This window comes from Endozoicomonas sp. 8E, assembly GCF_032883915.1.
GTDB lineage: Bacteria > Pseudomonadota > Gammaproteobacteria > Pseudomonadales > Endozoicomonadaceae > Endozoicomonas_A.
This window is the reverse complement of sequence record NZ_CP120717.1, coordinates 695,869-710,131: the sequence shown is the minus strand read 5'-3', so window position 1 is coordinate 710,131 and position 14,263 is coordinate 695,869. Positions and strand designations below refer to the sequence as shown.

Annotated in this window: 7 protein-coding genes; all 7 read left to right on the top strand. The window is 54.8% G+C overall.

Features of this window, described 5'->3' with window-relative positions; genetic code table 11:
- The first annotated feature begins 122 nt into the window (after positions 1-122).
- The 7 genes from P6910_RS02895 to P6910_RS02865 all read left to right on the top strand — a co-directional run bounded on the left by P6910_RS02895 (position 123) and on the right by P6910_RS02865 (position 14,071).
- Entirely contained in the window at positions 123-2,471 is a 2,349-nt protein-coding gene (locus tag P6910_RS02895; RefSeq protein WP_317144787.1) for an ankyrin repeat domain-containing protein, read from the top strand.
- Between the two features lie 399 nt (positions 2,472-2,870).
- On the top strand, positions 2,871-3,749 hold the full coding sequence (locus P6910_RS02890; protein ID WP_317144786.1) for an ankyrin repeat domain-containing protein: 879 nt from the start codon (positions 2,871-2,873) through the stop codon (positions 3,747-3,749).
- A 356-nt stretch (positions 3,750-4,105) separates the two neighbouring features.
- Positions 4,106-5,878, top strand: coding sequence for an ankyrin repeat domain-containing protein (locus P6910_RS02885; RefSeq protein ID WP_317144785.1), 1,773 nt, complete (start codon positions 4,106-4,108; stop codon positions 5,876-5,878).
- A 359-nt stretch (positions 5,879-6,237) separates the two neighbouring features.
- Entirely contained in the window at positions 6,238-8,160 is a 1,923-nt protein-coding gene (locus tag P6910_RS02880) for an ankyrin repeat domain-containing protein (RefSeq protein ID WP_317144784.1), read from the top strand.
- A 405-nt stretch (positions 8,161-8,565) separates the two neighbouring features.
- On the top strand, positions 8,566-10,434 hold the full coding sequence (locus tag P6910_RS02875) for an ankyrin repeat domain-containing protein (protein WP_317144783.1): 1,869 nt from the start codon (positions 8,566-8,568) through the stop codon (positions 10,432-10,434).
- A gap of 356 nt (positions 10,435-10,790) precedes the next feature.
- On the top strand, positions 10,791-11,912 hold the full coding sequence (locus P6910_RS02870; RefSeq protein WP_317144782.1) for an ankyrin repeat domain-containing protein: 1,122 nt from the start codon (positions 10,791-10,793) through the stop codon (positions 11,910-11,912).
- A 389-nt stretch (positions 11,913-12,301) separates the two neighbouring features.
- Positions 12,302-14,071 (top strand): ankyrin repeat domain-containing protein, encoded by a 1,770-nt coding sequence (locus P6910_RS02865; protein ID WP_317144781.1) that lies wholly within the window; start codon positions 12,302-12,304, stop codon positions 14,069-14,071.
- Positions 14,072-14,263 lie beyond the last annotated feature (192 nt).

The window sequence follows — 14,263 nt, the reverse complement described above, 5'->3', positions numbered from 1 at the left end:
CGCGGCTTCTGTGTTTTGAAATGCGTGATTATTTAGTTAGCCACAGCAAACTTTGATAGGCATACAAATGAACTACCATACTTTTTTTGTATCTTATCCGTACCACCTATTGACCAAAACAGATGTTCTACTTATGTATGGCATTGCTCGCTACCCTCTCCCCATGGACACTGGAAGCCGATCCCTGTCCTATTTGTTTAGCTCACTTCCATGACCGTCATGTAGCGCCTGTGGTCGTCAAAACCCAATGTTGCGGCCACCGCTTCGATCTGGACTGTATTTCGAGGTGTTTTGTTGATCAGCCCGTCGGCTCACGCCAGTGTGCGATGTGCCGACAAGACCCGATGCCTATGATGAATGAGAACACCAGTGAATCTCACCCAGATACATTTTTCCCCGATCAGACGTTTTATCTTGCCTGTTTATACGGGGATTTGGGTCAGGTGGCGAGGTCACTGGCAGAAGGAGTCAATGTCAATGCGGTTATGACTTATGATTACACTGCTTTGATGTTGGCATCCAATAACGGGAACAAGGCCGTCGTCCAACGCCTGATCGAAGCCGGGGCGGACGTCAACGCCGCCCGCACTTGGAATGGCGCCACCCCGCTGCTCATCGCTGCACAGCACAATAACAACGACTGCGTAAAAATTCTGATCGAAGCTGATGCAGATCTCAACGCCGCCATGTCGGGTGGCGCCACACCGCTGTTCATCGCTGCCCAGGAAAATAACATTGTCTGCGTGAAACTCCTGATCAACGCCGGAGCGGATCTCAACGCCGCCTTGTTGGATGGCACCACCCCGCTGTTCATCGCTGCCCAAGAAAATAACATCAACTGCTTGACAGCCCTGATCGAAGCCGGGGCGGATCTCAACACCGCTCGGACTATAGATGACTCCACCCCGCTGCTCATCGCTGCTACATTGGGCTATACCGACTGCATGAAAGCCCTGATCGAAGCTGGGGCAGACCTCAACGCCGCCATGTCGAATGGCGCCACACCGCTGTTCATCGCTGCCCAAGAAAATAACACCGACTGCGTGGAACTCCTGATCAACGCCGGGGCAGATCTTAACGCCGCCATGTCGGACGGCGCCACACCGCTATTCATCGCAGCCCAGAAGGGCAACACCGACAGCGTGAAACTCCTTCTCGACGCCGGGGCAGATGTCAGCGTCCGGACTAAGAATGGCGCCACCTCGCTGTTGATCGCAGTCCTGAAGGGCTATACCGACTGCCTGAAAATACTGATCAACGCCGGGGCGGATCTCAACGCCCAGACCGAGGATGGCTCCACCCCACTGTTTATCGCAACCCTGAAGGGCAATTCCGACTGCCTGAAAATCCTGTCCAACGCCGGGGCGGCTCTCAACACTGCCAGGATTACGGATCGCGCCACCCCGCTGTTCATGGCTGCTCAGCAAAATAACATCGACAGCCTGAAAATCCTGATCGAAGCCAAGGCGGATCTCAATCCGCAAATTGAGGATGGCAGCACCCCACTGCTCGTTGCTGCTGCGTTAGGCAATACCGACTGCGTGAAACTCCTGATCAACGCTGGGGCGGATCTCAACATCTGCCGGACTTCGGATGGCGCCAACCCGCTGCACATTGCTGCTGCGAAAGGCCATACCGACTGCGTAAAGCTCCTGATCAACGCCGGGGCAGCCCTCAACGCCCGAACTGAGTCTAGCGCCACCCCGCTGTTCATCGCTACACAAGAAAATAACACCGGCTGCGTAAAACTCCTGAACAACGCCGGGGCGGATCTCAACGCTGCCATGTCCGATGGCAGCACCCCGCTGTTCATCGCTGCTCAGCAAAATAACATCGACTGCCTGACAGCCCTGATCGAAGCCGGGGCGGAGCTCAACGCCCAGGCCGATGATGGCTCCACCCCGCTGGTCATCGCAGTCTGGAAAGGCAATACCGACTGCGTGAAAGCCCTGATCGAAGCCAAGGCGAGTCTCAACGCTGCCATGTCGAATGGCGCCACACCGCTGTTCATCGCTGCCCAAGAAAATAGCACCGACTGCGTGGAACTCCTGATCAACGCCGGAGCGGATCTTAACGCCGCCATGTCGGACGGCGCCGCACCGCTATTCATCGCAGTCCAGAAGGGCAACATCGAGTGCGTGAAACTCCTTCTCGACGCCGGGGCAGATGTCAGCGCCCGGACTAAGAATGGCGCCACCTCGCTGTTCATCGCAGCCCTGAAGGGCTATACCGACTGCCTGAAAATACTGATCAACGCCGGGGCGGATCTCGACGCCCAGACCGAGGATGGCTCCACCCCTCTGTTTATCGCAACCCTGAAGGGCAATTCCGACTGCCTGAAAATCCTGTTCAACGCCGGGGCGGACCTCAACGCCGCCAGGACTTCGGATGGCGCTACCCCGCTGTCCATTGCAACCAGGATGGGCAATACCGACTGCGTGGAACTGCTGACCAACGCCGGGGCAAGGTAAGGAGAGGCAAACAAGAAAGCCCCAGTGCTATTCAGTAAACAAAGCTTTCAGGTGTTCCTATCTTCTGAGTTTTTGAAACAGGTAATTGTTTGGCAACAGCAAACTTTGATAGCCCTATAAATGAACTAACATGCTTTTTTGTATCTAACCCACACGGCTTATTGACCAACACAGATGTTCTACTTTTGCGCGGCATTGCTCGCTACCCTCTTCTCCCCATGGACAGTGAAGGCCGATCAGTGTCCTATTTGTTTGTCTTACTTTCATGGCCGAAGTGTCGCGCCTGTGGTCGTCAAAACCCGATGTTGTGGCCAACTCTTCGATCTGGACTGTATTTCGAGGTGTTTTGTTGATCAGCCCATCGGCTCACGCCGCTGCGCGATGTGTCGGCAAAACCCGATGCCTGTGGTGAATCAGAACACCAGTGAATCTCACCCGGATAATTTTTTCCCCGATGGAACGTTTTATGATGCCTGTTTAAACGGGGATCTGGATCAGGTGGAGAGGTCACTGGCAGAAGGGGTTAATGTCAATGCCGTTATGACTGCTGATTTCACTGCCTTGATGTTGGCATCCTGCAGTGGGCATACGGATGTTGTCGAACGCCTGATCAGCGCTGGGGCGAGCCTTGACGCTGCCCGTTCGAATGGTGCCACCGCAGTGATCATCGCTGCCGAGTACAATAATACCGACTGCGTGAAACGCCTCATCAACGCCGGGGCGGATCTCAACGCCCGGACTGAGGATGGCAACACCCCGCTGTTCGTTGCTGCCGCGAAAGGCAACACCGAATGCGTGGAACTCCTGATCAAAGCGGGAGCACTTCTCAACGCCCGGACTGACGATGGCGCTACCCCGCTGTTCATGGCATCACAAGAGGGTAATACCGACTGCGTAAAAATGCTGATCAACGCCGGAGCGGATCTCAACGCCCGGACTAAGACTGGCGCCACCCCACTATTCATCGCTGCCCTGCAAGGCAATACCGACAGCGTGAAAGCCCTGACCGAAGCCAACGCAGATCTCAACGCGAGAACCAGGAATGGCATCACCCCGCTTCTCATCGCAGCCTGGAAAGGCCATACCGATTGCGTGGAAATCCTTATCGGTGGCGGGGCAGATCTCAATGCTGACAGGACTATGGATGGCGTCACCCCACTTTTCATCGCAGCCTTGAAAGGCCATACCGGTTGCGTGGAAGCCCTGATCAAGGCTGGAGCAAAGCAGGGAGCTGAGGCAGGGAAGGGAACAAAAGAAAGGCACTGTGTTACCCGGTAAACATAGCTTTCAGGTGTTCCCGACTTCTGTGTTTTGAAATGCGTGATGACTTAGCCAGAGCAAACTTTGATTGGCATACAAATGAACAACCATACTTTTTTTAAATCTAATCCGTACCACCTATTGACGAACAGATGTTCTACTTTTGTATGGCATTGCTCACTGCCTTCTTCCCGTCGACACTGAAGGCCTATCACTGTCCTATTTGTTTGGCTCACTTTCATGGCCGAAGTGTCGCGCCTGTAGTCGTCAAAACTCAATGTTGCGGCCACCTCTTCGATCTGGACTGTATATCGAGGTGCTTTGTTGATCAGCCCATTGGCTCACGCCGGTGCGCGATGTGTCGGCAAAACCCGATGCCTGTGGTGAATCAGAACAACAGTGAATCTCACCCGGATAATTTTTTCCCCGATCAGACGTTTTATCGTGCCTGTTTAAACGGGGATCTGGACCAGGTGAAGAGGTCTCTGGCAGAAGGGGTCAATATCAATGCCGTTATGACTGCTGATTTCAATGCCTTGATGTTGGCATCCAGAAGAGGACACACGGATGTCGTCGAACGCCTGATAAACGCAAGGGCGAACCTTGACGCTGCCCGTTCGAATGGTGCCACCGCACTGTTCATGGCTGCTGAGTACGGTAATACCGAATGCGTGAAACTCCTGATCAACGCCGGGGCAGATCTCAACGCCCGGAATGAGTATGGCGCCACCCCGCTGTTCATCGCTGCACAAGAAAATAACATCGAATGCGTGAAACTCCTGGTCAACGCCGGGGCGCAGCTCAACACCGCCTTAGCGGATGACACCACTGCGCTGTTCATCGCTACACAAGAAAATCACACCGAATGCGTGAAACTCCTGATCAACGCCGGGGCGGATCTCAACGTCCGGAATGAGTATGGCGCCACCCCGCTGTTCATCGCTGCGCAAGAAAATAACACCGAATGCGTGAAACTCCTGATCAACGCCGGGGCGGAGCTCAACACCGCCTTAGCGGATGACACCACTGCGCTGTTCATCGCTACACAAGAAAATAACACCGAATGCGTGAAACTCCTGATCAACGCCGGGGCAGATCTCAACGCCCGGACTGAGGATGGCACCACCCCGCTGTTCATCACTGCCCAGGAAAATAACACCGAATGCGTGCAACTCCTGATCAACGCCGGGGCGGATCTCAACGCCCAGACTGAGGATGGCGCCACCCCGCTGTTAGTCGCTGCCGAGGAAAATAACACCGAATGCGTGCAACTCCTGATCAACGCCGGGGCAGATCTCAACGCCGCCAGGATTACGGATGGTGCCACCCCTCTGCTCATGGCAGCCCAGAACGGCAATACCGACTGCATGAAAGCCCTGATCAAAGCCAAGGCGAATATCAACGCCCAAGATAAGGATGGCGTCACCCCGCTGTTCATCGCTGCACAAGAAAATAACACCGAATGCATCAAACTCCTGATCAACGCCGGGGCAGATCTCAACATCTGCCGGACTTCGGATGGCGCCACCCCGCTGTTCATCGCTGCGCAAGAAAATAACACCGAATGCGTGAAACTCCTGATCAACGCCGGGGCAGATCTCAACGCCCGGACTTCGGATGGCACCAGTGCACTATTCATCGCTGCCCAGGAAAATAACACCGAATGCGTGCAACTCCTGATCAACGACGGGGCGGATCTTAACGCCCGGACTGAGGATGGCGCCACCCCGCTATTCATCGCTGCCCAAAAAAATAACACCGAATGCGTGCAACTCCTGATCAACGCCGGGGCGGATTTCAACGCCCGGGCTAAGGATGGCGCCACCCCGTTGTTAATCGCTGCCCAAACAAATAACACCGAATGTGTGCAACGCCTGATCAACGCCGGGGCGGATCTCAACGCTGCCCTGCTGAATGGCGCCACCCCGCTGCACGTTGCTGCTGCGAAAGGCAATACCGACATCGTGCAACGCCTGATCAACGCCGGGGCGGATCTCAACGCTGCCCTGCTGAATGGCGCCACTGCGCTATCCATCGCAACCGAGATGGGCAATACCGAGTGTGTGAAACTCCTCATCAACGCTGAGGCAGAGATGAGAACAGAGGCAGTGAAGGAAACAAAAGAAAAGCGTCATGCTATCCAGTAAACAGGGCTCTTCGTTGTTCCCACCTTCTGAGTTTTTGAAACAGGTGATTGTTTAGCCACAGCAAACTTTGATAGCCACATAAATGAACTAACATGCTTTTTTTGTATCTAACTCACACGGCTTATTGACCAACACAGATGTTCTACTTATGTGTGGCATTGCTCGCTACCCTCTCCCCATGGACACTGAAGGCCGATCACTGTCCTATTTGTTTGGCTCACTTTCATGGCCGAAGTGTCGCGCCTGTAGTCGTCAAAACTCAATGTTGTGGTCACCGCTTCGATCTGGACTGTATATCGAGGTGTTTTGTTGATCAGCCCATCGGCTCACGCCGGTGCGCGATGTGTCGGCAAAACCCGATGCCTGTGGTGAATCAGAACACCAGTGAATCTCACCTCGATAATTTTTTCCCCGATCAGACGTTTTATCGTGCCTGTTTAAACGGGGATCTGGATCAGGTGGTGAGCTCTCTGGCAGAAGGAGTTAATGTCAATGCCGTTATGACTAATGATTTCACCGCCTTGATGTTGGCATCCAACAGAGGGCACACGGATGTCGTCGAACGCCTGATCAACGCTGGGGCGAACCTTGACGCTGCCCTGCTGAATGGCGCCACCCCGCTGTTTATCGCTGCCCAACAAAATAACATCGAATGCGTGCAACGCCTGATCAACGCCGGGGCGGATCTCAACGCCCGGGCTAAGAGTGGCGCCACCCCGCTGTTCGTTGCTGCTGCGAAAGGTAACACCGAATGCGTGAAACGCCTGATTAAAGCGGGAGCGCTTCTCAACACCCGGAGTTCGCATGGCGCCACCCCGCTGTTCATCGCAGCCCAGAAGTGCAATACCGACTGCCTCAAAATCCTGATCGAAGCCGGGGCGGATCTCAACATCTACCGGACCTCGGATGGTACCACCCCGCTGTACGTTGCTGCTGCGAAAGGCCATACCAACTGCGTGGAAATCCTGATCAACGCTGGGGCGGATCTCAACATCTCCCAAACTTCAGATGGCGCCACCCCGCTGTTCGTTGCTGCTGCGAAAAACAATACCAACTGCGTGAAACTCCTGATCAACGCTGGGGCGGATCTCAACACCCGGAATAATGGTGGCGCCACCCCGCTGTTTATCGCTGCACAAGAAAATAACACCGACTGCGTGAAACTCCTGATCAACGCCGGGGTGGATCTCAACGCCCGGACCAGGAATGGCGCCACCCCACTGTTCATCGCTGCACAAAAAAATAACACCGGCTCTGTGAAACTCCTGATCAACGCCGGGGCGGATCTCAACGCCCGGACTTCGGATGGCGTTACCTCGCTGTTAATCGCATCGCAGGAGGGCAATACCGACTGCGTGAAAATGCTGATCAGCGCCGAGGCAGATCTCAACGCCCGGACTTCGGATGGCGTTACCTCGCTGTTCATCGCATCACAGGAGGGCCATACCGACTGCGTGAAAATGCTGATCAACGCCGGGGCAGATCTCAATGCCCGGACTGAGAATGGCGCTACCCCGCTGTTTATCGCTGCCCAAAAAAATAACATCGACAGCCTGAAAATCCTGATTGAAGCCGAGGCAGATCTCAACATCCGGATTAAGAGTGGTGCCAACCTACCGTTCATCGCAGCCCAGAACGGCAATACCGACTGCCTGATAATCCTGATCGAAGCCGGGACGGATCTCAACCTCGCCAGGATTAAGGATGGTGCCACCCCAGTGTTCGCCGCTGCTGCGATAGGCAATACCGACTGCGTGAAACTACTGATCAACGCCGGGGCGGATCTCAACGCCCGGACTAAGACTGGCGCCACCCCTCTGTTCATCGCATCACAGGAGGGCAATACCGACTGCGTGAAAATGCTGATCAGCGCCGGGGCAGATCTCAGCGCCCGGACTGACGATGGCGCCACCCCGCTGTTCATCGCAGCCCAGAACGGCAATACCGACTGCCTGATAATCCTGATCAAAGCCGGGGCGGATCTCAACACCCGGACTAAGAGTGGTGCCAACCCACTGTTTATCGCAGCCCAGAACGGCAATACCGACTGCCTGATACTCCTGATCGAAGCCGGGGCGGCTCTCAACGCCCGGACTGAGGATGGCGCCACCCCTCTTTTCATTGCTGCTCAGCAAAATAACATCAACAGCCTGAAAATCCTGATCAAAGCCAAGGCGGACATCAATGCGCAAATTGAGGATGGCACCACCCCGCTGTTGATCGCTGCCCAAAAAAATAACACTGACTGCGTGCAACTCCTGATCAACGCCGGTGCGAGGTAGTGTACAGAGGTAGAGAAGGGAAAAAAAAGCGTTGTGCTGTTCAGTGAACACAGCTATCAGGTGTTCCCGTCTTCTGGGTTTTTGAAACAGGTGATTATTCGGCCACAGCAAGCTTCGATAGCCATATAAATGAGCTAACATGCTTTTTTGTATCTAACCCACACGGCTTATTGACCAACACAGATGTTCTACTTATGTGTGGCATTGCTCGCTACCCTCTCCCCATGGACACTGAAGGCCGATCACTGTCCTATTTGTTTGGCTCCCTTCCATGGCCGAAGTGTCGCGCCTGTAGTCGTCAAAACTCAATGTTGCGGCCACCTCTTCGATCTGGACTGTATTTCGAGGTGTTTTGTTGATCAGCCCATCGGCTCACGCCGCTGCGCGATGTGTCGGCAAAACCCGATGCCTGTGGTGAATCAGAACACCAGTGAATTTCACCCGGACAATTTTTTCCCCGATCAGACGTTTTATAGTGCCTGTTTAAACGGGGATTTGGATCAGGTGGAGAGGTCTCTGGCAGAAGGGGTTAATGTCAATGCCGTTATAACTGCTGATTTCACTGCCTTGATGTTGGCATCCCGCATAGGGCACACGGATGTCGTCGAACGCCTGATCAACGCTGGGGCGAACCTTGACGCTACCCGATCGAATGGTGCCACCGCACTGTTCATCGCTGCTGAGTACGGTAATACCGACTGCGTGAAACGCCTGATCAACGCCGGGGCGGACGTCAACGCCCAGACTAATAATGGCTCCAATCCTCCGTTCGTCGCAGCCCGGAACGACAATACCGACTGCCTGAAAATCCTGATCGAAGCCGGGGCGAATCTCAACACAGCCAGGGTTAAGGATGGTGCCACCCCGCTGTACGTTGCTGCTGCAAAAGGCCATACCGACTGCGTGAAAATCCTGATCAACGCTGGGGCAGATCTCAACATCTCCCGGACTTCAGATGGCGCCACCCCGCTCTACGTTGCTGCTGCAAAAGGCCATAACGACTGCGTGGAAATCCTCATCAACGCTGGGGCGGATCTCAACATCTCCCAGACTTCAGATGGCGCCACCCCGCTGCTTATTGCTACTGCGAAAAACAATACCGACTGCGTGAAACTCCTGATCAACGCCGGGGTGGATCTCAAAGCCCGGACCAGGAATGGCGCCACCCCGCTGTTCATCGCTGCACAAAAAAATAACACCGGCTCTATGAAACTCCTGATCAACGCCGGGGCGGATCTCAACGCCCGGGTTAAGGTTGACGCCACTGCGCTGTTCATCGCTGCAAAAAAAAATAACACCAGCTCTATGAAACTCCTGCTCAACGCCGGGGCGGATCTCAACGCCCGGGTTAAGGGTGGCGCCACTGCGCTGTTCATCGCTGCAAAAAAAAATAACATCGGCTCTGTGAAACTCCTGATCAACGCCGGGGCGGACATCAACGCCCAGACTGATAATGGCTCCAATCCTCCGTTCGTCGCAGTCCGGAACGGCAATACCGACAGCCTGGAAATCCTGATCGAAGCCGGGGCGGATCTCAACACAGCCAGGGTTAAGGATGGTGCCACCCCGCTGTACGTTGCTGCTGCAAAAGGCCATACCGACTGCGTGAAGATCCTGATCAACGCTGGGGCGGATCTCAACATCTCCCAGACTTCAGATGGCGCCACCCCGCTGTATATTGCTGCTGCGAAAAACAATACCGACTGCGTGGAACTCCTGATCAACGCCGGGGCGGATCTCAACACCCGGAATAATGGTGGCGCCACCCCGCTGTTTATCGCTGCACAAGAAAATAACACCGACTGCGTGAAACGCCTGATCAACGCCGGGGCGGATCTCAACGCCCGGACCAGGAATGGCGCCACCCCGCTGTTCATCGCTGCACAAAAAAATAACACCGGCTCTGTGAAACTCCTGATCAACGCCGGGGCGGACATCAACGCCCAGACTAATAATGGCTCCAATCCTCCGTTCGTCGCAGCCCGGAACGGCAATACCGACTGCCTGAAAATCCTGATCGAAGCCGGGGCGGATCTCAACACAGCCAGGGTTAAGGATGGTGCCACCCCGCTGTACGTTGCTGCTGCAAAAGGCCATACCGACTGCGTGAAGATCCTGATCAACGCTGGGGCGGATCTCAGCGCTGCCAGGACTAAGGATGGCGCCACCCCGGTGTTCGCCGCTACTGCGAAAGGCAATACCGACTGCGTGGAACTCCTGATCAACGCCGGGGCAGAGTTGGGAACAAAAAAAAGGCGTTATGTTGTCCAGTAACACGGCTCTCAGGTGTTCCCATCTTCTGAGTGCTTAAACAGGTGATTATTTGGCCACAGCAAGCTTTGATAGCCATATAAATGAGCTAACATGCTTTTTTGTATCTAACCCACACGGCTTATTGACCAACACAAATGTTCTATTTATGTGTGGCATTGTTCGCTACCCTCTCCCCATGGACACTGAAGGCCGATCACTGTCCTATTTGTTTGGCTCACTTTCATGGCCGAAGTTTCGCGCCTGTAGTCGTCAAAACTCAATGTTGCGGCCACCTCTTCGATCTGGACTGTGTTTCAAAGTGTTTTGTTGATCAGCCCATCGGCTCACGCCGATGCGCGATGTGTCGGCAAAACCCGATGCCTGTGGTAAATCAGAACACCAGTGAATCTCACCCGGATAATTTTTTCCCCGATCAGACGTTTTATAATGCCTGTTTAAACGGGGATTTGGATCAGGTGGAGAGGTCGCTGGCAGAAGGGGTCAATGTCAATGCCGTTATGACTGCTGATTTCACTGCCTTGATGTTGGCATCCAGCAGAGGGCACACGGATGTCGTCGAACGCCTGATCAACGCTGGGGCGAACCTTGCCGCTGCCCGTTCGAATGGTGCCACCGCACTGTTCATCGCTGCTGAGTACGATAATACCGACTGCGTGAAACGCCTGATCAACGCCGGGGCGGATCTCAACGCCACCCTGTCGGATGGCACCACCCCGCTGTTCGCCGCTGCCGCGCGAGGCAATACCGAATGCGTGAAACTCCTGATCAAAGCGGGAGCGCTTCTCAACGCCAGTAATTCTTATGGCGCCACCCCGCTGTTCATCGCATCACAGGAGGGCAATACCGACTGCGTGAAAATGCTGATCAACGCTGGGGCGGATCTCAACGCCACCCTGTCGGACAACACCACCCCGCTGTTCGTTGCTGCTGCGAATGGCAACACCGAATGCGTGGAACTCCTGATCAAGGCGGGAGCGCTTCTCAACGCCCGGACTTCGGATGGCGCCACCCCGCTGTTCATCGCATCACAGGAGGGCAATACCGACTGCGTGAAAATGCTGATCAACGCCGGGGCAGATATCAACGCCCAGACAGATGATGGCGCCAGCCCACTGTTCATGGCTGCCCAAAAAAATAACATCGACAGCCTGGAAATCCTGATTGAAGCCGAGGCAGATCTCAACAGCCGGATTAAGAGTGGTGCCAACCCAACGTTCATCGCAGCCCAGAACGGCAATACCGACTGCCTGATAATCCTGATCAACGCCGGGGCGGATCTCAACGCTCGGACTGAGGATGGCGCCACCCCGCTATTCATCGCTGCCCAGGAAAATAACACCGAATGCGTGCAACTCCTGATCAACGCCGGGGCAGATCTCAACGCCCGCACCATGACTGGTGCCACCCCGCTGCACGTTGCTGCAGCGAAAGGCAATACCGACTGCGTGGAACTCCTGATCAACGCCGGGGCAGAGTAGGGAACAAAAAAAGGCGTTATGTTGTCCAGTAACACGGCTCTCAGGTGTTCCCATCTTCTGAGTGTTTAAAACAGGTGATTGTTTGGCCACAGCAAACTTTGATAGCCACATAAATGAACTAACATGCTTTTTTGTATCTAACCCACACGGCTTATTGACCAACACAGATGTTCTACTTATGTGTGGCATTGCTCGTTGCCTTCTCCCCCTCGACACTGGAAGCCGATATATGCCCTATCTGTCTGGCTCCCTTTCACGGCCGAAGTGTAGCGCCTGTGGTCGTCAAAACCCTATGTTGTGGACACCGCTTCGATCTGGACTGTATTTCGAGGTGTTTTGTTGATCAGCCCATCGGCTCACGCCGCTGCGCGATGTGTCGGCAAAACCCGATGCCTGTGGTGAATCAGAACACCAGTGAATTTCACCCGGACAATTTTTTCCCCGATCAGACGTTTTATAGTGCCTGTTTAAACGGGGATTTGGATCAGGTGGAGAGGTCTCTGGCAGAAGGGGTCAATGTCAATGCCGTTATGACTGCTGATTTCACTGCCTTGATGTTAGCATCCAACAGAGGGCACACGGATGTCGTCGAACGCCTGATCAACGCTGGGGCGAACCTTGACGCTGCCCGTTCGAATGGTGCCACCGCACTGTTCATCGCTGCTGTATACGGTAATACCGACTGCGTGAAACTCTTGATCAACGCCGGGGCGGCTCTCAATGCCCGGACTGAGGATAACGCCACCCCGCTGTTCGCTGCTGTTGCGTTAGGCAACACCGAATGCGTGAAACGCCTGATTAAAGCGGGAGCACTTCTCAACGCCCGGACCAGGAATGGCGCCACCCCGCTGTTCATCGCAGCCCAGAACGGCAATACCGACTGCCTGATAATCCTGATCAAAGCCGGGGCGGATCTCAACGCCGCCAAGATTAAGGATGGTGCCACCCCTCTGTTCATGGCAGCCCGGAAGAACAATACCGACTGCCTCAAAATCCTGATCGAAGCCGGGGCGGATCTCAACATCTACCGGACCTCGGATGGCGCCACCCCACTGTACGTTGCTGCTGCAAAAGGCCATACCGACTGCGTGGAAATCCTGATCAACGCTGGGGCGGATCTCAACATCTCCCAGACTTCAGATGGCGCCACCCCGCTGTTCATCGCTGCACAAAAAAATAACACCGGCTCTGTGAAACTCCTGATCAACGCCGGGGCGGATCTCAACGCCCGGACCAGGAATGGCGCCACCCCGCTGTTCATCGCTGCACAAAAAAATAACACCGGCTCTGTGAAACTCCTGATCAACGCCGAGGCGGACATCAACGCCCAGACTAATAATGGTTCCAATCCTCCGTTCGTGGCAGCCCAGAACGGCAATACCGACTGCCTGAAAATCCTGATCGAAGTCGGGGCGGATCTCAACATCTACCGGACCTCGGATGGCGCCACCCCGCTGTACGTTGCTGCTGCAAAAGGCCATACCGACTGCGTGGAAATCCTGATCAACGCTGGGGCGGATCTCAACATCTCCCAGACTTCAGATGGCGCCACCCCGCTGTTCATCGCTGCACAAAAAAATAACACCGGCTCTGTGAAACTCCTGATCAACGCCGGGGCGGATCTCAACGCCCGGACCAGGAATGGCGCCACCCCGCTGTTCATCGCTGCACAAGAAAATAACACCGACTGCGTGAAACTCCTGATCAACGCCGGGGCGGACATCAACGCCCAGACTAATAATGGCTCCAATCCTCCGTTCGTCGCAGCCCAGAACGGCAATACCGACTGCCTGAAAATCCTGATCGAAGCCGGGGCTGCTCTCAACGCCGCCAGGATTACGGATGGTGCTACCCCACTGTTCGCCGCTGCTGCGAATGGCAATAGCGACTGCGTGGAACGCCTGATCAACGCCGGGGCGGATCTCAACGTCCGGACTAAGACTGGCGCCACCCCGCTGTACGTTGCTGCTGCGAAAGGCAATACCGACTGTGTGGAACTCCTGATCAACGCCGGGGCGGATCTCAGCGCCGCTAGGACTAAGGATGGCGCCACCCCAGTGTTCGCCGCTGCTGCGAAAGGCAATACCGACTGCGTGGAACTCCTGATCAACGCCGGGGCAGAGTTGGGAACAAAAGAAAGGCGTCATGCTGTCCAGTAAACAGGGCTCTCAGGTGTTCTCATCTTCTGAGTGTTTAAACAGGTGATTATTTGGCCACAGCAAGCTTTGATAGCCATATAAATGAGCTAACATGCTTTTTTATATCTAACCCACACGGCTTATTGACCAACACAGATGTTCTACTTATGTTTGGCATTGTTCGCAACCCTCTCCCCATGGACACTGAAGGCC

Bases quoted from the DNA above. Each gene is read 5' to 3' on its own strand.
- P6910_RS02875 (WP_317144783.1), top strand. From the start codon at position 8,566: ATGCCTGTGGTGAATCAGAACACCAGTGAATTTCACCCGGACAATTTT.
- P6910_RS02880 (WP_317144784.1), top strand. From the start codon at position 6,238: ATGCCTGTGGTGAATCAGAACACCAGTGAATCTCACCTCGATAATTTT.
- P6910_RS02885 (WP_317144785.1), top strand. From the start codon at position 4,106: ATGCCTGTGGTGAATCAGAACAACAGTGAATCTCACCCGGATAATTTT.
- P6910_RS02890 (WP_317144786.1), top strand. From the start codon at position 2,871: ATGCCTGTGGTGAATCAGAACACCAGTGAATCTCACCCGGATAATTTT.
- P6910_RS02870 (WP_317144782.1), top strand. From the start codon at position 10,791: ATGCCTGTGGTAAATCAGAACACCAGTGAATCTCACCCGGATAATTTT.
- P6910_RS02865 (WP_317144781.1), top strand. From the start codon at position 12,302: ATGCCTGTGGTGAATCAGAACACCAGTGAATTTCACCCGGACAATTTT.
- P6910_RS02895 (WP_317144787.1), top strand. From the start codon at position 123: ATGTTCTACTTATGTATGGCATTGCTCGCTACCCTCTCCCCATGGACA.